We start from the raw sequence: 17,673 nt of genomic DNA, 5'->3' as shown, positions 1-17,673 counted from the left end.
CCGCAACATCGCCTCACGCGGTGTGGCGGACTGGGCAGTGAGTCACGCTGCCTGACGCGGACCTCGCCGCCGAAGCCAGCGACGGTGAGGAGCTGCAAGCTCGGTCGTTTACGGCCGAGAAGCTGACTAGTTCTTCCCGCACCCGCTCGGGCCGTCGCTCAGCGTGCGCGACGTTCTCGGCCAGCCACACCGTCACCTTCGTCGCGTCCGCGGTTGAGCAGGTGCGGAAGCCGAGGTGCGTGCGGATCTGATTGCGGTGGTACTCGATCGTAGAGCCGGACCACTCGTAGAAGCCGAGCTCTGAGGCGGGCACCTGGACCTGCTTGGCCACGTGTTCGACGACCTGGTCGGGCAGCTCCGTGCGTCCGCGCGGGAAACGGCCGTACTGCGTGTAGAACTTCAGCAAGATCGCGAAGGCGAGGCGCGTGGCACCGCGCTTGCCAGCGACGAGGTCACGCTCTTCGTCCAGGATCGTCCAGTGCTCGACCAACTCGTCGATATGCATCGTGGGGTGCGTCATGTCCGCCCAGCATTGACCAGGCAAGTCACAACAAGATCAACGCCGTTTGGGGCTCATGACACGTTCTTACCGACACCCCTACTCGGGCGGTCTGCGTGGCGCTCGGCGCTGTGCTCATCGTCGTGCTGCTGCCGTCGCGTGCCGGCGGCCCGCGGCAGCCTGCTGGACGTGGAGCCGGCGGCCGAAGCACGCCGACAGGCAGCGCTGCGCCTCAGCTATTCAGTGTTGCTATGTACTGGTAGTCGGTGGTACTTTGTACCGGTAGTCAGCAGCATTGAGTAGCTGAAAGGAGGGTGTTCCATGGGCAAGCAGATGACGGAGATGCTCAAGGGAACGCTGGAGGGCATCGTCCTGGCGATCCTGTCCGGCCGGCCCGCGTACGGCTACGAGATCACGGCGTGGCTGCGGGATCAGGGCTTCTCCGACATCGCCGAGGGCACCGTCTACGCGCTGCTGGTCAGGATCGAGCGGCGCGGCCTGGTCGACGTGGAGAAGGTCCCGTCCGACAAGGGGCCGCCGCGCAAGGTGTACTCCCTGAACGCTCAAGGACAGGAATATCTCGAAGAATTCTGGGGGACCTGGAGCTTCCTCGCAGAACGGCTCGAACAGCTCCGCAAAGCAGGCAGATGACGGCGGCGTCAGTACCGGGCGCGCATACGACAACGTCCGCCGAACTACCGCACGGCGGTCGAAGCTACACGGCCACGGGGTCATGCCCGGCTGACTACTTCTCGCCGCGTGTCAGCGGCGGCATCAAGACGGCGACAGCTGCGAACTGAGCAAGATCTAACACAGTAGGTAAGGAAATTCATGATGGGAAAAAGCAACAGCGGCTTCTCCGAAGCAGGGCTGCGCAGGCTGCGTGAGGTGCTGACACGGCATGTCGAGTCCGGGAAGATTCCCGGACTGGTCGCCCTGGTCGGCCGGGGCGGTGAGACGCACGTCGAAGCGATCGGGACGATGCGCCATGACGGTGGCGCGCCGATGCGCCGCGACACCATCTTCCGGATGGCCTCGACGACCAAGCCGGTCGCGGTGTCGGCGACGATGGTGCTGCTGGATGAGTGCCGGCTGCGGCTGGACGACCCGGTGGATCCGTGGCTGCCCGAGCTCGCCGACCGTAAGGTGTTGAAGCGGCCCGACGGCCCGTTGGAGGACACCGTGCCGGCGCGGCGGCCGATCACCGTACGGGACCTGCTGACCTCCACGTGCGGGCTCGGACTGGATATGACGGCGCGGACCGCTCCGATGCTGAGCGCGTTCTTCGAGCAGGGGGTTTACGGCCAGGAGGACGGATGGCTGTTGCCCGAACCGGGGCCGGATGAGTGGATGCGCCGCCTGGGCACGCTCCCGCTGATGTACCAGCCCGGAGAGCGGTGGCTGTACAACGTCAGCGACGACGTGCTCGGCGTGCTGGTGGCCAGGGTCACCGGCCAGTCGTTCGAGACGTTCCTGCGCGAACGCATCTTCGATCCGCTGGGGATGAAGGACACCGGGTTCCACGTGCCCGCCGACAAGATCGACCGGCTGCCGCCCCTGTACGCCCCCGATTGGCAGACCGGAGAGTTCAAGGTGGAGGACGAGGCCGAAGGGGGACACCACAGCCGGCCTCCGGCGTTCCAGTCAGGCGGCGGCGGACTCGACTCGACCGTCGACGACTACCACGCCTACTTCCGGATGCTGCTCAACCACGGGACGCACGGGACCCAGCGGATCCTGTCCCGGCCCGCCGTCGAGCTGATGACCACCAACCGCCTCCCGCCCGAGCAACATGCCGCCCTGCAGGCCTGGGCCCGCAGCGTCGTCCATCTCTCACACGGCCAGGGGCAGCAGGGCGGCTGGGGCTTCGGGATGACGGTGCGCACCTACCGCGGTGACTACGCGCCCATCGGCCAGTTTGGCTGGGACGGCGGAGCCGGCACCACCACATACGCCGACCCGGCCAACCAGCTCGTCGGCATCCTGCTCACCCAGACCGGGATGTCCACCCCGGATTCGGCGCGGGTCATCCACGACTTCTGGACCACCCTCTACCAGGCAATCGACGACTGATCCTCCATCAACCCTCCAGGCCGGTGAGCAGGCCGTCCGCGAGAACCTCGGCGATTTGCTCATGGGTGAGCTCGCCGGTGGGGGAGAACCATTCCGTGGCCGAGTTGAGCATGCCGATGATGGCGAGCACCGTCACTCGCGCGCTCTTGACCGCCTTGAACTCGCCGACCTCGATGCCCTCGTCGATGATCTGTGAGAGGAGGGCATCGTAGCGGCGGCGGAGCTTGACGACGCGGCGCTTGCCGGCGGGGGCAAGGTAGGTCCATTGATGGAAGGCGACACGGGTCTGCTGCAGGGAGTCGGCCAGGACGCGCATGTGCGCGTTGATCGCGCCGCGGAGGCGTTGCGGGGCGGTCTGGTCCGACTCCACCACCGGCTCGATCGCGTCGAGGTAGCGCTGGATGCCGTTCTCCACGATGCGCTGGAGCAGGTCCTCTTTCTTTCTGATGTGCACGTAGAGGCGAGTCCGACGGCGTCACTGATGTCCCGCATGCCCACGACCGGGTAGGTCTTCTCGCTGAAGAGCTTGATCGCCGCTTCTTCGATGCGTTCCAGTGATACAGGCCCGCTTCTCTGAGCCTGTCTTTCCTGCCGCGTTGCCAACCGTCCTCCCACGTTCGGTTAACAACTGATTGTACGGTGGCTCGCTACGCGCCCGGCGCGGCTCAACCGCGGTTGAATCGCGATGGCCTGCGTTCGAGGAACGCCTCGACACCCTCGGCCAGATCGGGACCGTCGTGCAGTGCGGAGACCGCCCAATAGCTGTTGCTCATCGACCCGCCCGAGTGAATCATGTAGCTCGCCTTGGCGCGGCCGGCCAGCCCGAGCTCTTCGACCACGCGGGAGAACACCAGGTCGGCCTGGTCGGCGGGGGAGTGCAGGCAGGGGATGAGCAGGATGGTGTCGATGTCGGCCATCGGCACACCCGCGTCCCGCACCGCCGCGACGGCGACCTCGACCAGCGACCCCATGAAGGGCCGGTGCGGGTACCGGCCCGACGGCAGCTCGCCGACGCCGATGAACGCGGCCTCGTCAGCGTCACTCACCAGGGTCTCCTTGTTCACGGGGCTCAGCGCGGCGGCGAATCTTGGCGCGCGCTCTCTTGGCCTCACCCGAGCCTTCCGGGCGGTAGGCAGTGTCCCGTGAACTCGTTTCCTCACTCGTGTGAAAGACGGGCGACACTACTTCCTTGAAAAGGCCCGACCACATGCCGCTCAGTACGACCCTGTCTGACGCCGACCTGATCGAACGGTCGTGGCGAGATCCCGAGGATTTCGCCTTGCTGTTCGACAGGCACGCAGGACACGTCCACCGTTATGTGGCCCGCCGGCTCGGCGACGACACGGCCGACGACGTCGTCTCCGAGACGTTCCTCGCCGCGTTCAGGCAGCGACGCGACTACGACACCGCCCGCCCGGAGGCCCTCCCCTGGTTGTACGGCTTCGCGACCAACTTCATCCGCCGGCATCAGCGCGCCGAGATACACCGCTAAAAGGCGTACTCGAAAGTGGGCGTGCTTCCCGACGCCGACGACGCCGCGGAACAAGCTCTTGAGCGGGCGAGCGCGCATGCCGTACGCCGTCCTCTCGCCCAGGCGCTCGCCTCGCTGAAGCGCCGCGACCGTGACGTCCTCTTACTCGTGGCCTGGGCCGACCTCACCTATGAGGAGGTCGCCAACGCCCTGTCCATCCCGATCGGAACAGTCCGTTCCCGCCTCAACCGTGCGCGGGCCATCGTCCGCGACGCCCTCGGCAGCACCGACCCCACGACGGAGCAGACCTCATGAACGAACGGACCGACCTGACCGAACTGCGCGACCTGTTCGCCGACAAGCCGCACCCCACGGCGGACCGCCTCGCCCCCGCCCGTACCGCCCTCCTGGCCGAAGCCCGTACGAAGCGCCGGCCCCGGACCCGGTCGGCCGGCCTGCGGCGTCTGGTGCTGGCAGGCGGCCTGGTCGCGGCGATGACCGCAGGAGCGATCGCCGTCCAGACGTTCAACCCTTCCGCGCCCGCGAACGCCGCCGAGGTCCTGAGGCTGGCGGCCGACGCCGCGACCGCCACCCCGTGGCGGCAGCCCCGCGACGACCAGTACCTCCACTACGAGCGGATCGCGGAGACGCGCAGCGAAAACGGGGTTCCCAACGTCGGTCCGCGCCACATCACGGGCGAGGTCTGGCAGTCCGTCGACGGCTCCCGCCCAGGACTCCTCTGGCACAAGCCGTCGAAATCCAGGCCACAAGACCACGAGTACAAGGAACTCCTGACCCGGTGCCCCGAACGTGGCGCGGGGCGCCCCGCCTACGCCGACCTCCGAGAGTGGCCGACCGACCAGGAGCAGCTCCGGCGCAAGCTGGCCGAACGCGGTAACGAAATGGTCCCCAACAAGGACACAGCGACCCAGACCTGGAACGGCGTCCTCAACATCCTCGGCAGCCCGGTCCCGCCCAAGCAGCAGGCAGCCATCTTCAAGATCGCCGCGACGCTGCCGGGCATCGAGACGGAAGAGCTCAAGGACGCCACCGGCAAATCGGGCATCGCCGTGACCCGAGTGGACAACCGAGGCCCCGGGGGCGCCGTCTCCCGCGAATCCCTCATCTTCGACACGACCTCCTACGTCCTCCTCGGCGGCCAGGAACTCGTGCCGGGGTACGGGCGTGAACTCTGGTCCATCACCCGTCCGCAGATCACCGACGTACTCCCGGCCTGGTCCAAGTCCTTGAAGCGGAGAGGATGCCTCTGAGCCTGCGCCCGCCGGACGACAGGCGGGCCGCGCTGGCCGCTTGACTGCCTGCCACGCGGGCTCGGCGCCGATGATCGGTGCCAGCGGCTGTGCCGCGGCTTCGACGACGGTGACGCGGCCGGGAGCCGGTGGCGACGACCAGCCGCTCGTAGCCGATCTCGCCGCCGTCGGCGAACCTCAGCGTCCGGGTGCGCAGGTCCACGCCGGCCACCGCGCGGCCGAGGAGGAGGTCGATGTCGCGCCGGGCGTACTCGTCCTGGTCGGCGAGGCCGCCGTCGGCGATGACCACGTGCGGGCCGCTCACGGCCGTGCCGCCGGGGTGACCGCCGCCCGAGCGCGGAGTTCGAGCACCGCGCGCTCGGAGAGCTGGAACTTCTGGACCCGTCCGGTGACCGTGGTCGGCACCTGGCCCGCTTCGGTGAACAGGACCGAGGCCGGCACCTTGAAGCGAGCCAGCCGCTGCTTGCAGTGGGCGATGAGCTCCTCGGGATCGGGTGGTTCCGCGCTCGCCGCGACGATCCACGCGCAGCCCACCTCGCCCATGCGCTCGTGCGGGATGCCGACCACGTGCGCGGCGAGCACCGCCTCGACCTCGCCGGTGATGACGAGCTCGCCCCCGCACCGGTAGGACTCCTTGCGGCGCCCGGTGAGCACCAGGTAGCCCCGCTCGTCGAACCGGCCGAGGTCGCCGGTGCGCAACCAGCCGTCGGCGGTGAACGACGCGGCCGTCTCCTCGGGGATGAGTTGCCCACGTCCTCCAGCGGCAAGAACCGGGCTGTAGTCGCCTGGCTCGTCCTCATGGGTGCGACCGCGACCTCCTGGTACCTCGGAGACGGTCACGGGACCCGGCAGCTCGCCACCGTGGTGGTGCTCGTCTTGGCGTTCGCCAAGGTCTACCTCGTCGGCCGGTACTTCATGGAACTGAGGGAAGCCCCCCGAGCGCTACACCTGTTGTTCGGTGGGTGGACTGTGGTGGTGTGCGCGATCCTCATAGCGATGTTCATCCTCACGGACAACTGAAGCCGTCGCCGGGCATGCGCATCTGGGGAGCGGACGTCATGCACACCCAGGTCGGCGTTGTAATTAATCTACAATGTAAAGGCGGTGGGTTAATACAACTTACAAATCCACCAACCCTCACCCAAACCGTCAACAAGCTCAGACCGCTTCCCGAAGTGAGATTTGAGTTCTGTCGGTGAGCGCGGTGCCGATCTCGGTGTCGGTGACTTCGGCGAGCGGCCGGCCGCGACCGGCCGCTCGCGGCCGAGCCGGTCGATGGTGCGGTCGATGGCCGAGGTGTAGGCGCGGTGGGTGTTGGGGTTGGCCGTGCGCGGAATCGCGAGGAAGGCGTCGGCGGCCGCGGCGAGCGTGACGTGCCCTCCGCGCAGAGCGGAGACTTTCGGCGCGGCGCTCATGCCGGCCGCCGGGCGGCGGTCGCCGTGCCTGTCCGAAGGATGTACCGGATAACGTGCCGGAGTCGCGCATCTCCTCGGCGAGAGGTTGTCCTGGTCGCCGCGCCGCCGTGATCGCTCATGTGCGTGGTAATAGACCATTATCACGTACATGAGCGATCGAGCGCGCTGGTCCTGAGGGAGGGGAGGGGTCAGGGCGCGGCCGGGGCGAGCGCCGCGTGTTGTGCGGGTTGCCCAGCAGCAGCGCTGTGCTGATAGGAGGTGAGGTTGGCCAGGTAAGTCGGCCACTCCTTCAACAGCTCGCCCGGCGGGAGCACTCCTCCGGATCGGCGTGCCTCGTACGAGCTGGGCATATCTATGGTGACATCTGACCAGAGATGGAACGTATGCCCTGAAATTTGAGGGAATGCCGCCGACCAACGTATCCAGCGCACCGCCGCCGCACACGAGCGCACGCCAGCCCGTGGGCACATAGCAAACCAATCAAGGGGACAGCATGAAAGCACTGGTCTACAACGGTGCCCGCGACGTGGTGGTCAAGGACGTGCCGGACGCCCGCATCGAACGGCCGACCGACGTCCTGGTCCACGTCACCACGACCAACATCTGCGGGTCGGACCTGCACATGTACGAAGGGCGCACCGACTTGGTGCCCGGCCGGGTGCTCGGCCACGAGAACCTCGGCGAGGTCGTCGAGGTCGGGTCGGCGGTCGACCGGATCAAGGTCGGCGACATGGTGTGCATCCCCTTCAACATCTCCTGCGGACACTGCAAGAACTGCGAGACCGGACTGACCGCCTTCTGCCTCACCCTCAACCCTGATGCGGCCGGCGCCGCGTACGGTTTCGCCGGCATGGGCCCCTACGACGGCGGCCAGGCCGAGCTGCTGCGCGTGCCCTACGGCGACTTCAACTGCCTGCGGCGGCATCGGCGTAGTCGGCATCTTCCTGCCCCAGGACCCCGGCGCCCCCGACGCGATGGCCAAGAAGGGCGAGATCCCCTTCGACATGGGCCTGTTCTGGTTCAAGGGCCAGAAGATCGGCACCGGTCAGGCCAGCGTCAAAGCCTACAATCGGCAGCTGCGCAACCTTATCCACGCCGGTCGCGCCACGCCGTCGTTCGTCGTCTCACACGAGTTGCCGCTTGAGCAGGCTCCGGAAGGCTACCGGAACTTCGACGCCCGCGAGGAGGGCTGGACCAAGGTCGTCCTGCACCCCAACGGCCACAGGCATTGACACCCGCCGAGCCGACGAGGAAGAGAAGTCACATGACGGCCACCCGCACCGTCGCACCGCCGTCGGGCGTCCTGGTCCCGGCACTCGGCCAGGGAACCTGGCATATGGGCGAGGATCCCGCCCGCCGTAGCGAGGAGATGGACGCGCTGCGGGCCGGCCTGGACCTCGGCCTGACGCCACCCTGATCACCATCACGCTGGGCGTGCTCTGCCTGTATACGGTGCTGTTCGTGGTGCTCACCGGGTGCCCGCGACCGGAGCGCACGGGGCCGTCGAGGCAATGGCCGCCCGCCGTGTGAAGGGATAGTGGCGCATGGGATCGCGAACGAGACTGCAGGGCCGGTTCGGGCGGCCGGGACGGCGGCTGCGGGCCACAGCGCCATGCTGTGGGTTATCGTCCTGCTCTCCCATAAAGATCGGCTGGTCCGCGACACCCGCTCGAGATCACGACGGGGCCGCCGTCGATCATCATCCCGCGCAGGGTCAACAGATGTGACACCAAACCCGGTTCGCCGTTCCACTCCTACAAGTCTGACAGGCCAACGAGCGGTGGCCGCCGATGAGTCGGTGTCGTGGGTGGTGGTCTTCCCTGTCAAGTCTGCGTGTTGAAGTTCTTGCCGCGGCCGACAGCCGAAGGCTGACGTTCCCGCAGAAGCTGCTTCTCTGCGCATGACCGCGGCCCCCGGATCGGTTCCTCAGGGGCCGCAGTGGCAGGGGACGTCGGGTCTATGGCGTCGGAAGTTCGCGCACGAGCCTGGAAGTCCAGGGGCACCAGATGAGGCCGGGCAGGAACGGGCCGCCGGCCTCGTCCAGATGCTCTTCGACGTAGGGGATGGTCGCGTCACAGACCTCGATTGCGTAGTCGAAGAATTCAACCCTGTCGGGCTGGAGGTAGTAGGTCCAGCGGTAGTTGTAGGGGGCGGGGCGCTTGACGATCCGTCCCATGAGGTGTGGCTCGTCCGTGGTCGCGCCGCTGAGCAGGTTGCGGGCGTGCTGGATCTTGACGGCGTCGGTGAGCTGGACGACGAACCGCTCGTTGGTGATGTCGGTGAACTCGAAGTAGGCCGATGGCGCTGCCTGGGCGGGCGCGGGGGCGGCGACGCCGAGCCCTGCGATGGCGGCGAGAGCCGTGACGATCTTGGTCAGGGTGCCGTGCATGGAGACCTTTCACTACGTGCGATTACCGTGAGTGCTCTTTGCATACGTTAAGTAATCACATGAAGATGGGCGCAGCCCCTGCCATCACAGTGATAACGCTGTTACCGCCCGCAAACAGCCGTCTGAGCGGCCGTGTGCGATCCCCGAGCGCCGCGAGTCGCAGACGGCGCGAACTCGCGATGACCGGGAAGCGAACACACTTTCTCAGCGCCGACGATGCAGCGGGGTGACGTTCGGGCTGGGCAGCTCCAGTTGCGCGCGCAGTTCCTGGTTCTCCAGAGTGAGCTGGTGGACGGCCCGGACCAGAGCGGGGACGTCCCCCCGGATTTGGGCGAGTTCCTTGTTCTTGTTCGCGATCGTCTTCTTCAACTTGGTGATCGTCTCGCGCAGGCGCACCTCGACGTCAGGAATCATCACGTCTTCGTTGGCGATCAGCTTCCGAGCGGTGGTCGCGTTGATGGTCGTGCCTTCGAAGCCGGTGGCGCGGGCGGCGGCCTTGATGACGCGCCGGGCCGCTGGGCCGGAGATTCTCTCACCGGCGTCCAGGCCGTCGCGCAGCTCGGCGACGGTGTCAGCGACCGCCCGGACGGTCTCAACGTCGATGAGTTCGTGGACACCACCGCGGCTGCGGGAGGCGTAACCCTCGGAGACGAGCGTGGTGCGCAGGTGCCCGTATAGGTGCCTCATGACTGGGAGCGGAGCCATGCCGACGATCAGCGGATTGAGGTAGGCGTGCAGGGCCTCTTGTCCCGCAGGAGTGGAGGGGTTTGGAGGACGGTCAGCGTCACGGGCCGCTACGAGGCGTTCGTCTACCGCACGGGGACCGGGGGAGGCAACACTCTCAGGCACTCGCAACGCTGAGTCGTGGCTCGGCCCGGCTGGCGGAGCGGAGGATCGACTTCAGCGCCGCCGGTGCCTCCTGGATCTTTCTCGGCCAGGTCGACGCGTCATCCGCGGACGAATTCACCTTCGGGCTGGCGCGGGCCGGGGCGGGATGCATCCGCGCCGACACGGTGAAACTCACGCGTCGTTGAAGCGCTGGACGGAGGTCTCCGCAGGCCCAGGCTGTCCCATGGCGGGAGGCGGTGATTGGATGGGGACCATGGCCCTCGACGAGCTGCGCGATCTCCTCATCCGCCATGCTCGACCCGATCTCAGGACTCCCATCGAGGATGTCCTGATCTTCAAGGCCGAACAGCCCCAGCCACCAACGCCGACGACCTATGGCAAGGTGCTGGCGGTCGTCGCCCAGGGCACGAAACGTTTCGCGCTGGGCGGTCACCTGTACGAGTACCGAGAGGGCCAATACCTGGTCGCCTCGGTCGACCTGCCGGTGACCGCGCATTTCGCGAAGGCCAGTCCTGACCTACCGGGGCTCGGCGTCGGACTGACCCTGCACCCGGCGGCCATCGCCGAGGTGTTGCTGCAGGCCACTCCAAGCGACCTGCCGGACCTCGGCGACGGCGTGCCGTTCGGCCTGGCGGTCAGCACCGCCTCCGCCGAACTCCTCGACGCCGTCGTCCGCCTGCTGCGCCTGCTCGACCGGCCCAGCGACATCACCGTCCTTGCGCCGCTCATCAAGCGGGAGATCCTCTGGCGGTTGATCACCAGCGATCAGGGCGCGATCGTGCGCCAGTTCGGGCTTCCCGACAGCAGCATCAGCCACGTGGCTCGCGCTGTCCAGTGGATCCGCGACCACTACGCGCAGCCTTTCCGTGTCGAGGACGTGGCCAAATTGGCGGGGCTGAGCGTCTCGGCCTTCCACCGCAACTTCCATGCCGTCACCGCGATGAGCCCGATCCAGTTCCAGAAGCAGATCCGGCTGCAGCATGCGCGGCTCCAACTCGCCGCGGCCCCCGGTGACATCGCCGTCATCAGCCGCCGCGTGGGTTACGACAGTCCGTCACAGTTCAGCCGCGAGTACCGCCGCCAGTTCGGCGCCCCGCCCAGTCAAGATGCCAAGCGCCTCACTCCAGCACGCGATCGAGACGGATCGGCAGAGATCTCTGCCTGACCCCGGTGGCGTGCCAGACGGCATTCGCGATCGCGGCAGCCGTACCGACGTTGCCGATCTCACCGGCGCCCTTGACGCCTACGGGGATGCCGGGCTCGTGGTCGGGCACGAAGTCGGCTTCGATGTCGGGCACGTCGGCGTGCGCGGCGATGTGGTAGCCGGCGAAGTCCGCGTTGACGTGCCGACCGGAAACCGGATCGCGAACGCCCTCCTCGTGCAGGGCCATGGAGAGCCCGCCGATCATCCCGCCGATGACTTGGCTACGAGCCAGGAGCGGGTTGACCACCCGGCCCACGGCGAACATCCCGAGCAGCCGGCGCACACGCACCTCACCCGTCGCCGGGTCGGCGGTCACTTCGGCGAAGACGGCGCTGTAGGCATGGCGTTCACGACCCGGGAGGCCGCCGAGCGACTGGGTTGTGTCGATCGTGACCGTCCCGCGCCACTCCTGGCCGCGAAGCTTCTCCGCGGCCTCGGTGATAGCCCAAGCCCAGGATGTGGTTCCCCGGGATCCGCCCGCGCTCCAGGCGGGCCCGAGGTCGCTGTCGGAGATCCTGAGCCGAATCCGCTCCGTGCCGGCCTCCAGCGCGTCGGCGGCGATCGCGGTCAGCGCCGTGCGAGCGCCGGTGCCGAGGTCGGTGGCGCCGATGGCCACCGTGAAGGTCCCGTCCGCCTCAGCGGTGATGGTCGCCGACGAGGGAAAGGCCCCGGCGCTGAAGGAAGTGGCGGCCAGCCCGGTGCCGACCAGCAGGGATCCCTCCCGTCGTAGCCGCGGCCGATGATCACGCGTGCCCCAGCCGAACCTGTGGGCGCCCTCGCGCAGGCACTCGACCAGGTTGCGGCTGCTGAACGGCAGGCCGGACACCGGACCGGCCGCCGGCTCGTTGCGCAGCCGGAGTTCGAGCGGATCAATGCCCAGCCGTTCCGCCAGTTCGTCCATGGCGGATTCGAGGGCGAACGATCCGGGCGCGGCGCCCGGTCCTCGCATCGAGTACGGCGGCAGGATGTCGAGCGGGACCGCGGTGAGCCGGGTACGGATCGCGCGCGCCGCGTAGAGCGTCTTGGTCAGCTCCGTACAGCCCTCGATGTACTCCACCAGCGGCGAGATCTCGAAAGCCGGCTCATGCCAGATCGCGCGCAGGCGCCCGTCGGCGTCAGCGCCGATCCGGATCAGCTGGTCGGTCGCCGGCCGCATCGCGGTGGTCAGGAACACCTGGGTACGCGTGAGCGTGACCCGCACGGGCCGCCCGAATCGGTGCGCGGCCATCGCGGCCAGGATCAGCTGTGGCCCGCACAGCCCCTTGGACCCGAACCCGCCGCCGACGTGCTCGGTGCGGATGCGCACCTTCTCCAGGCTCAGGGAGAAGAGCGTGGCCAGGGTGGCGGCGATGACGAACGGTCCCTGGTTGGAGTCGATGGCCTCCAGCCGCTCGCCATCCCACCACACAGTCGCCGAGTGCGGCTCCATGGCGCTGTGATATTCCTCGGGCGTGCGGTAGCGCTCCTCGACCACCACCGAGGACGCGGCCAGTTCCGCCTCCACGTCACCGACGTCCACGGGCTCGTCGAAGATCGTCATCGCCGGGCGGCCCGCCGGGTGATCGGCGGTGAAGTTCGTGTCGTGCGGCTCCTCGTCATAGGTCACCGGCAGAACGTGAGCCGCCGCTTGAGCCTGCTCAAGGGTCTCGGCCACGACGAGCGCGACAGGCCGCCCGGCAAAGGGGATCATCTCATCCTGCAACAGCTGCAGCTGGCCGTCCGGGCCGAAGAATCCCCCCGCCTTCGGGTTGAGGCGGGGCGCGTTGCGATGGTCGATCACGCCCAGCACGCCGGGCATGTTCCGGACCGCGTCGACGTCGATGTCTCGGATGCGGCCGCGGGTCACGGTCGCCAGAACGACCGCTCCGAAGGCCAGGCCCTCGATCGGGACGTCGGCGGCGTAGCGGGCAGCCCCGGTGACCTTGGCCGGGCCCTCGATCCTGGGCTGCGCGACCCCTACTGCGTTCATGGCTGGAGCTCCTTCAGCACGGTCTCGATGAGATTACGCGCCAGCGTCACCTTGTAGCCGTTGCCGGGCAACGGTTCGGCAGCCGACAGCTCCGCCTCGGCGGCGGCCCGGAAGCTACCGGGACTGTCCAGGAGAAAGGCCTCTGCCGTACGGCATCGCCAGGGTCGTGAGGCGACCCCGCCCAGAGCGATCCGCACCGAACCCTCGGTGAAGGCCGCCGCGATCGAGACGGTGGCGAAGGCGTAGGACGCGCGTTCGCGGACCTTCCGGTAGCGCGAGCGCGGGGATGCCGCGGCTCCGGGCAGGACGACCGCGGTGATCAACGCTCCCGGTGGCAGCGCCGTCTCCACGTGCGGCGTGTCACCGACGGGCGGGTAGAACTCCGACAGCGGGATCTCGCCGGCGCCGTCGAGTGTCTCGTAACGCACGATCGCGTCGAACGCCGTCAGCGCCACCGCCATATCGGAGGCATGCGTGGCCACGCAGCTTCGGGTCCAGCCGAGGATGGCGTGGTTGTGGTGTGCCCCGGCGATCGCGGGACACCCGGTACCGGGGACCCGTTTGTTGCACTCCTGCGCGGCGAAGTATGCGCACCGGGTCCGCTGCAGCAGGTTGCCGCCCACCGTGGCCATGTTGCGTAGCTGGCCGGACGCGCCGGCCAGCACCGCCTGGCTCAGCGCGGGATAGCGCCGCCGTACCTCGGGATGGGCTGCGAGGTCGCTGTTGGTCGTCGTGGCGCCGATGACCAGAGCGCCGTCCGCAGCCTCGCTGATGCCGTCGAGCGGCAGCCGCCGTACATCGATCAGCCTCGTGGGAGCCTCCACCCCCTCCTTCATCAGATCGACGAGGTTCGTGCCGCCGGCCAGGTAGCGGGCTCCGCCGCCGCCCGCGATCAGCGCGTCACGGATGTCGGCCGCGCGCTGGTAGGCGAACTCCTTCATCCCGCCGCCTCCGTTTCCAGCACCGCGCGCACGATCGACGGGTAGGCGCCGCAGCGGCACAGGTTGCCGCTCATCCGCTCGCGCACCTCGGCCGCGTCCAGCACCGGCGTCGGGCCATCCGGTGATACGTCGGCGGTGACCGAGCTGGGCCAGCCCGCCGCGTGCTCGGCCAGCATGCCGACGGCCGAGCAGAGCTGCCCCGAGGTGCAGTATCCGCATTGGAAGCCGTCGAACCGGATGAAGGCCTGCTGAAGTGGCAGCAGTTCGCCGTCACCGGCCAGGCCCTCGACGGTCGTGACCTCGGCGCCCTCGGCGGCCACCGCCAGCGTCAGGCAGGACACGACGCGCCGGCCGTCGAGCAGCACGGTGCAGGCGCCGCACTGGCCGTGGTCGCAGCCCTTCTTGGGTCCGGTGTGGCCGAGGTTTTCGCGCAACGTGTCCAGCAGCGTCGTGCGATTGTCGACGCCCAACCTGTGTGTCACGCCGTTGACGTGCAGCGAGATCTCGCTGCGGTGGTGGTTCGTCATGGTCCTTCCTTTCTGAGGTCTACGTAAGCAGCCCTGTGCGGGGGCGGACGATCCCCAAAGCTCGCGCGTCCTTGCCCATTCCTGCTTTCGACGACGATCAGAGGGACCAGGATGACCACCACGCCGGCTCGGCGATCGCCGCCGCCAGGTGGGGGTCGGGCACCCCCCGGCCGAGCAGGAGAAGATGATCAAATTCAACTCTCTGCTGGCCAACTGCGTGATCTTCCATACCGCGCTGAACATGACCGATGTGCTGCGCCTGCGCCCCGACGACTTTGACCCCGACCTACCCCAGATCGACTTCACCGACGTGGCCGATGTCGCCGACGGGCTTTGCCCCTTCCACGAGTTCACGCAGCAGCCGCAATCACCCCAGGCGCACCCGCTGCCGAGGCGTTGAACGTGGGGCGGGTGTCATACCTCGCTCCCCGCGGCGGGCCAGGCCCGCTAATAGATCGGCCGGTCCCATCTGGGCTTATCCATTCATCTCTAGACACTTGAACGCTAGTTGAGTACTCTCCTGAGAGGCAAATAAATGAGCAGGAGGAAACATGCCGGAACATGATGACATGTCAGCTGATGCCGCACTTCGTGAAGTGGACCGCGCGCAGGGTGCGGTGCGGAAGGCCAGCCGACGGGGCGCGTACTTCTTCCTGGGGATGTGGCTCGGGAGCACCGGCTGCTGGCTGGCCACGCTGCTCGGCCCCAAAACGGTCAATATCTACGTCAATCTCGCGCTCGGCGCCCTTACCGTGGCCGGGTTCATCTACATCTCCCGCCAGCGGGTCTACGACCGGCTGCTGTCCCGGCTGGCGTACCCCGTCACCTACGCGTTCGTGGGGACGACCGTGGTCGCGGCGCTCTACAACATGTTCCTGCACCCGCAGGAGCCGGGCCCCCTGCGTGCGGTGGCCGGTGTACTGGTCGCGCTGATCGCGAACGCCCCTCTGCTGTATGGCGCGGTGCGCATCTTCCGCGCTGCGGGGGACCGGTGAGCCATCCCCGGCACGCGCTCGACGAGATCATTCACGCTCCGGTGCGGCTGTCCATCATGGCCCTGCTCGCGGCAGCGGAAACGGTCGAGTTCGGCTTTTTGAGGGACACGATCGAGGTCAGCGACTCGCTGCTGTCCAAGCACATCAACACACTGGAGAAGGCCGGCTACGTGCGGGTGACGAAAGGCTTCGTCGGCAAACGCCCCCGGACCTGGCTGGCGCTGACCGACGAAGGGCGCAACGCCTTCCAGGACTACACGTCCATACTTCGGCAGATCACGGAGGGACCCCATCACACTTGAGACGCAGGGACTGGGGATCACCCCGCTACCGTGAACGTGATCGAGGCCTGATGGCCCAATTAGACACACACGGGGTGCTGGAGATCGTCAAGGCGACAGGTCGCGCCCCGGGGACCGTCTCTTTCATACTCGACCGGCTGGAGCGCAGCGGATAGCCATCCCCACCTGAGAGCCAGACTCTGCACGGAGAGCGCCATGCCGGAGCCTCTACCAGCCGGCGGGAGACGCCCTGCCCGCCGCGCGCCGCGTCGTCGCCAAGCACACGACCGCGCGCCAGCCGATCGGCCAGAGCTTGACCCGCATATGTGTACGCCCGTCCTCACCAGCAAGAACGGCGGCTCCGTTGGTGCCTGCCGCCTGTCGCGATTGCCCAAGAGGCGCCACCCTCATCAGAAGGAGCCTTATCTTGATCACTTCGTTGAAGCCCATCCGTTTCCTAGCAGCGGCCGCCGTGATAACGATGACGGCGGTCTGCGTGGGCCAGGCCGCGCCTGTTCGGGCCACGGCCGTCGCCGTCGCCGCTCCCGAGATCCCCGACACGCCCGCTGGCAAGCAGTTACGCTGGCTGCTCGACGCGGCCACCCGCCCGCCGATCCCGGAGAGTGAGCTGAAGGAGCACTTCGCCCTCGACTTCCTCCAAGACTTCCCCGCCGACCAGCTCAACCAGACCCTGACCGCTTTCAAGGGCATGCGGCTCCAGGAGCTCACCAGGTCGGAGAGCACCCTGCTGATCGCCACGGTCGAGGCTGCCGGTGTCCTGTTCAACCTGTCGCTGTCGACGAACGGCGTCGGCCTCATCGACGGACTGCGGTTCAGCCAGCACATCGCCCCAGCCCCCAAAGACTGGGCGGAATTGGACCAGCGGCTGAGCAAGCTCGCGCCGCAGGCGGGCTTCATCGCCGCCGAGGTGACCCAGGACGGGACCTGCCGTCCCGTGCACGCCGTCGCCCCCGGCACGGCGCGGCCGCTCGGCTCCATGTTCAAGCTCTACGTGCTGGGGGCCGTGGCCGAGCGCATCGCGAGCGGGGCGTTCGGATGGGACACCCAGCTCACGATCACACCGGAGCTGAAGAGCCTGAGGTCAGGCGAACTGCAGAACCGCCCGGACAACAGCAAGGTGTCAGTACTGGAAGCCGCCAAGCTGATGATCTCCATCAGCGACAACACCGCCGCCGACCTGCTCATCCACAAGGCGGGCCGCAAGTACGTCGAGCGCACGGCGCGGGCCTGGGGCGCCCGCGACAAGCGAAACACGCCCCTGCTCACCACCCGGGAGATGTTCGTGCTCAAGGGGGCCGACTATCCGCGGCACACCAAGAAGTACCTGTCGCGCGGAACGGCCGGGCAACGGACGTACCTGGACAGGGTGGTCGCCGAAGTGCCGCTGTCCCGCATCGCCGGGTGGACCGCGCCGCGCGAGCTGGACACGCTCGAGTGGTACGCCTCTCCCGCCCAGGTGTGCCAGGCCTTCGCGCGGCTGTCGAAGCTGCCCGACAAGCGCGTCGGCGAGGCCCTGTCGATCAACGACGCAGGGCTCGCGCTGGACAAGGCACAGTGGCCGTCCGTCTGGTTCAAGGGCGGGTCGGAGCCCGGGGTGCACGACCTGGGCCACCTCGCCAGGACGGCGGACGGGCGCTCGTTCGTGGTGACGACCCTGGCGACCAACCCGAAGATCCCGTTCGACGGGGCACGGATGATCTCGGAGCAACTGGGGCTGACCCGTGGCGCGTTCACACTGGTCAAGGGCTCCTGAACGACCCATCGCCAC

General features: G+C 67.8%; 24 protein-coding genes. 13 read left to right on the top strand and 11 right to left on the bottom strand.

Annotated features, from left to right (window positions below):
* Positions 1-13: 13 nt before the first annotated feature.
* On the bottom strand, positions 14-520 hold the full coding sequence (locus KLK06_RS57750; RefSeq protein ID WP_214644420.1) for a DUF4158 domain-containing protein: 507 nt from the start codon (positions 518-520) through the stop codon (positions 14-16).
* Positions 521-820: 300 nt separating this feature from the next.
* Between KLK06_RS57750 and KLK06_RS57745 the strand changes: the two genes are divergently transcribed.
* Positions 821-1,150 (top strand): PadR family transcriptional regulator, encoded by a 330-nt coding sequence (locus tag KLK06_RS57745; RefSeq protein WP_214644418.1) that lies wholly within the window; start codon positions 821-823, stop codon positions 1,148-1,150.
* Between the two features lie 183 nt (positions 1,151-1,333).
* Complete coding sequence (locus tag KLK06_RS57740) at positions 1,334-2,572, top strand: serine hydrolase domain-containing protein (RefSeq protein ID WP_214644428.1); 1,239 nt, start codon at positions 1,334-1,336, stop codon at positions 2,570-2,572.
* A gap of 7 nt (positions 2,573-2,579) precedes the next feature.
* Here KLK06_RS57740 and KLK06_RS57735 read toward each other — a convergent pair whose 3' ends face one another.
* Both KLK06_RS57735 and KLK06_RS57730 read right to left on the bottom strand, forming a co-directional pair.
* Complete coding sequence (locus KLK06_RS57735; RefSeq protein WP_214644417.1) at positions 2,580-3,026, bottom strand: TetR/AcrR family transcriptional regulator C-terminal domain-containing protein; 447 nt, start codon at positions 3,024-3,026, stop codon at positions 2,580-2,582.
* A gap of 211 nt (positions 3,027-3,237) precedes the next feature.
* Positions 3,238-3,618: a hypothetical protein gene (locus KLK06_RS57730; protein ID WP_214644416.1), complete on the bottom strand. Its 381-nt coding sequence runs from the start codon at positions 3,616-3,618 to the stop codon at positions 3,238-3,240.
* Between the two features lie 143 nt (positions 3,619-3,761).
* On the opposite strand from KLK06_RS57730, the gene KLK06_RS62895 reads away from it, so the two are divergent.
* The 3 genes from KLK06_RS62895 to KLK06_RS57720 are packed head-to-tail and all read left to right on the top strand — an operon-like array spanning position 3,762 to position 5,314.
* The gene (locus tag KLK06_RS62895; protein WP_308169024.1) at positions 3,762-4,064 is read left to right on the top strand and encodes a sigma factor; all 303 of its coding nucleotides are present in this window, start codon (positions 3,762-3,764) and stop codon (positions 4,062-4,064) included.
* A 15-nt stretch (positions 4,065-4,079) separates the two neighbouring features.
* Positions 4,080-4,358: a sigma-70 family RNA polymerase sigma factor gene (locus tag KLK06_RS62890; RefSeq protein ID WP_308169023.1), complete on the top strand. Its 279-nt coding sequence runs from the start codon at positions 4,080-4,082 to the stop codon at positions 4,356-4,358.
* Complete coding sequence (locus KLK06_RS57720) at positions 4,355-5,314, top strand: CU044_5270 family protein (RefSeq protein ID WP_214644415.1); 960 nt, start codon at positions 4,355-4,357, stop codon at positions 5,312-5,314. The genes KLK06_RS62890 and KLK06_RS57720 overlap by 4 nt, the downstream gene beginning before the upstream one ends.
* On the opposite strand, the gene KLK06_RS57715 is transcribed toward KLK06_RS57720, so the two are convergent.
* Together KLK06_RS57715 and KLK06_RS57710 are read right to left on the bottom strand one after the other, a co-directional pair.
* Positions 5,259-5,618: a hypothetical protein gene (locus KLK06_RS57715; protein WP_214644413.1), complete on the bottom strand. Its 360-nt coding sequence runs from the start codon at positions 5,616-5,618 to the stop codon at positions 5,259-5,261. The two genes, KLK06_RS57720 and KLK06_RS57715, sit on opposite strands and share 56 nt — an antisense overlap.
* Entirely contained in the window at positions 5,615-6,154 is a 540-nt protein-coding gene (locus tag KLK06_RS57710; RefSeq protein ID WP_308169022.1) for an AMP-binding protein, read from the bottom strand. Before KLK06_RS57710 ends, KLK06_RS57715 begins: the two co-directional genes overlap by 4 nt.
* On the opposite strand from KLK06_RS57710, the gene KLK06_RS57705 reads away from it, so the two are divergent.
* Positions 6,113-6,334 carry a cytochrome C oxidase subunit IV family protein gene (locus KLK06_RS57705; RefSeq protein WP_250907677.1) on the top strand — a complete coding sequence of 74 codons (222 nt, stop codon included), beginning with the start codon at positions 6,113-6,115 and terminating at the stop codon, positions 6,332-6,334. The two genes, KLK06_RS57710 and KLK06_RS57705, sit on opposite strands and share 42 nt — an antisense overlap.
* Positions 6,335-6,423: 89 nt before the next feature.
* On the opposite strand, the gene KLK06_RS57700 is transcribed toward KLK06_RS57705, so the two are convergent.
* Complete coding sequence (locus KLK06_RS57700; RefSeq protein WP_214644410.1) at positions 6,424-6,729, bottom strand: hypothetical protein; 306 nt, start codon at positions 6,727-6,729, stop codon at positions 6,424-6,426.
* A gap of 493 nt (positions 6,730-7,222) precedes the next feature.
* Here KLK06_RS57700 and KLK06_RS57695 point away from each other — a divergent pair, with 493 nt between their 5' ends.
* Positions 7,223-7,873, top strand: a complete 651-nt coding sequence (locus KLK06_RS57695) for an alcohol dehydrogenase catalytic domain-containing protein (protein ID WP_250907662.1) — start codon at positions 7,223-7,225, stop codon at positions 7,871-7,873.
* A gap of 120 nt (positions 7,874-7,993) precedes the next feature.
* Positions 7,994-8,146, top strand: a complete 153-nt coding sequence (locus KLK06_RS57690) for a hypothetical protein (protein ID WP_214644409.1) — start codon at positions 7,994-7,996, stop codon at positions 8,144-8,146.
* A 540-nt stretch (positions 8,147-8,686) separates the two neighbouring features.
* On the opposite strand, the gene KLK06_RS57685 is transcribed toward KLK06_RS57690, so the two are convergent.
* Together KLK06_RS57685 and KLK06_RS57680 are read right to left on the bottom strand one after the other, a co-directional pair.
* Positions 8,687-9,118 carry a calmodulin-binding protein gene (locus KLK06_RS57685; RefSeq protein ID WP_250907661.1) on the bottom strand — a complete coding sequence of 144 codons (432 nt, stop codon included), beginning with the start codon at positions 9,116-9,118 and terminating at the stop codon, positions 8,687-8,689.
* A gap of 204 nt (positions 9,119-9,322) precedes the next feature.
* Positions 9,323-9,805, bottom strand: coding sequence for a hypothetical protein (locus KLK06_RS57680; RefSeq protein WP_214644407.1), 483 nt, complete (start codon positions 9,803-9,805; stop codon positions 9,323-9,325).
* A 406-nt stretch (positions 9,806-10,211) separates the two neighbouring features.
* Here KLK06_RS57680 and KLK06_RS57675 point away from each other — a divergent pair, with 406 nt between their 5' ends.
* The gene (locus KLK06_RS57675) at positions 10,212-11,132 is read left to right on the top strand and encodes an AraC family transcriptional regulator (RefSeq protein ID WP_250907660.1); all 921 of its coding nucleotides are present in this window, start codon (positions 10,212-10,214) and stop codon (positions 11,130-11,132) included.
* On the opposite strand, the gene KLK06_RS57670 is transcribed toward KLK06_RS57675, so the two are convergent.
* The 3 genes from KLK06_RS57670 to KLK06_RS57660 are packed head-to-tail and all read right to left on the bottom strand — an operon-like array spanning position 11,086 to position 14,608.
* Entirely contained in the window at positions 11,086-13,140 is a 2,055-nt protein-coding gene (locus tag KLK06_RS57670) for a xanthine dehydrogenase family protein molybdopterin-binding subunit (RefSeq protein ID WP_214644405.1), read from the bottom strand. The two genes, KLK06_RS57675 and KLK06_RS57670, sit on opposite strands and share 47 nt — an antisense overlap.
* The gene (locus KLK06_RS57665) at positions 13,137-14,081 is read right to left on the bottom strand and encodes a xanthine dehydrogenase family protein subunit M (protein WP_214644403.1); all 945 of its coding nucleotides are present in this window, start codon (positions 14,079-14,081) and stop codon (positions 13,137-13,139) included. Before KLK06_RS57665 ends, KLK06_RS57670 begins: the two co-directional genes overlap by 4 nt.
* Complete coding sequence (locus tag KLK06_RS57660; RefSeq protein WP_214644402.1) at positions 14,078-14,608, bottom strand: (2Fe-2S)-binding protein; 531 nt, start codon at positions 14,606-14,608, stop codon at positions 14,078-14,080. Before KLK06_RS57660 ends, KLK06_RS57665 begins: the two co-directional genes overlap by 4 nt.
* Positions 14,609-14,792: 184 nt before the next feature.
* On the opposite strand from KLK06_RS57660, the gene KLK06_RS57655 reads away from it, so the two are divergent.
* The 4 genes from KLK06_RS57655 to KLK06_RS57640 all read left to right on the top strand — a co-directional run bounded on the left by KLK06_RS57655 (position 14,793) and on the right by KLK06_RS57640 (position 17,658).
* Positions 14,793-15,008: a hypothetical protein gene (locus KLK06_RS57655; protein ID WP_214644400.1), complete on the top strand. Its 216-nt coding sequence runs from the start codon at positions 14,793-14,795 to the stop codon at positions 15,006-15,008.
* 169 nt (positions 15,009-15,177) lie between these two features.
* Positions 15,178-15,603, top strand: a complete 426-nt coding sequence (locus KLK06_RS57650; protein WP_214644399.1) for a hypothetical protein — start codon at positions 15,178-15,180, stop codon at positions 15,601-15,603.
* On the top strand, positions 15,600-15,905 hold the full coding sequence (locus KLK06_RS57645; protein WP_214644398.1) for a transcriptional regulator: 306 nt from the start codon (positions 15,600-15,602) through the stop codon (positions 15,903-15,905). Before KLK06_RS57650 ends, KLK06_RS57645 begins: the two co-directional genes overlap by 4 nt.
* A 406-nt stretch (positions 15,906-16,311) precedes the next feature.
* Positions 16,312-17,658, top strand: coding sequence for a serine hydrolase (locus tag KLK06_RS57640; RefSeq protein WP_214644396.1), 1,347 nt, complete (start codon positions 16,312-16,314; stop codon positions 17,656-17,658).
* Positions 17,659-17,673 lie beyond the last annotated feature (15 nt).

The organism is Nonomuraea sp. NEAU-A123 (assembly GCF_018603905.1).
Classification (GTDB): Bacteria; Actinomycetota; Actinomycetes; order Streptosporangiales; family Streptosporangiaceae; genus Nonomuraea.
The sequence above is the reverse complement of the archived record's forward strand: the minus strand, read 5'-3'. Positions and strand labels throughout refer to the sequence as shown.

Coding starts and splice junctions, on each gene's coding strand:
- KLK06_RS57705 (WP_250907677.1), top strand. CDS start 6,113: ATGGGTGCGACCGCGACCTCCTGGTACCTCGGAGACGGTCACGGGACC.
- KLK06_RS57675 (WP_250907660.1), top strand. CDS start 10,212: ATGGGGACCATGGCCCTCGACGAGCTGCGCGATCTCCTCATCCGCCAT.
- KLK06_RS57655 (WP_214644400.1), top strand. CDS start 14,793: ATGATCAAATTCAACTCTCTGCTGGCCAACTGCGTGATCTTCCATACC.
- KLK06_RS57665 (WP_214644403.1), bottom strand. CDS start 14,081: ATGAAGGAGTTCGCCTACCAGCGCGCGGCCGACATCCGTGACGCGCTG.
- KLK06_RS57740 (WP_214644428.1), top strand. CDS start 1,334: ATGGGAAAAAGCAACAGCGGCTTCTCCGAAGCAGGGCTGCGCAGGCTG.
- KLK06_RS57660 (WP_214644402.1), bottom strand. CDS start 14,608: ATGACGAACCACCACCGCAGCGAGATCTCGCTGCACGTCAACGGCGTG.
- KLK06_RS57680 (WP_214644407.1), bottom strand. CDS start 9,805: ATGAGGCACCTATACGGGCACCTGCGCACCACGCTCGTCTCCGAGGGT.
- KLK06_RS57720 (WP_214644415.1), top strand. CDS start 4,355: ATGAACGAACGGACCGACCTGACCGAACTGCGCGACCTGTTCGCCGAC.
- KLK06_RS57685 (WP_250907661.1), bottom strand. CDS start 9,118: ATGCACGGCACCCTGACCAAGATCGTCACGGCTCTCGCCGCCATCGCA.
- KLK06_RS57670 (WP_214644405.1), bottom strand. CDS start 13,140: ATGAACGCAGTAGGGGTCGCGCAGCCCAGGATCGAGGGCCCGGCCAAG.
- KLK06_RS57745 (WP_214644418.1), top strand. CDS start 821: ATGGGCAAGCAGATGACGGAGATGCTCAAGGGAACGCTGGAGGGCATC.
- KLK06_RS57650 (WP_214644399.1), top strand. CDS start 15,178: ATGTCAGCTGATGCCGCACTTCGTGAAGTGGACCGCGCGCAGGGTGCG.
- KLK06_RS57695 (WP_250907662.1), top strand. CDS start 7,223: ATGAAAGCACTGGTCTACAACGGTGCCCGCGACGTGGTGGTCAAGGAC.
- KLK06_RS57750 (WP_214644420.1), bottom strand. CDS start 520: ATGACGCACCCCACGATGCATATCGACGAGTTGGTCGAGCACTGGACG.
- KLK06_RS57690 (WP_214644409.1), top strand. CDS start 7,994: ATGACGGCCACCCGCACCGTCGCACCGCCGTCGGGCGTCCTGGTCCCG.
- KLK06_RS57700 (WP_214644410.1), bottom strand. CDS start 6,729: ATGAGCGCCGCGCCGAAAGTCTCCGCTCTGCGCGGAGGGCACGTCACG.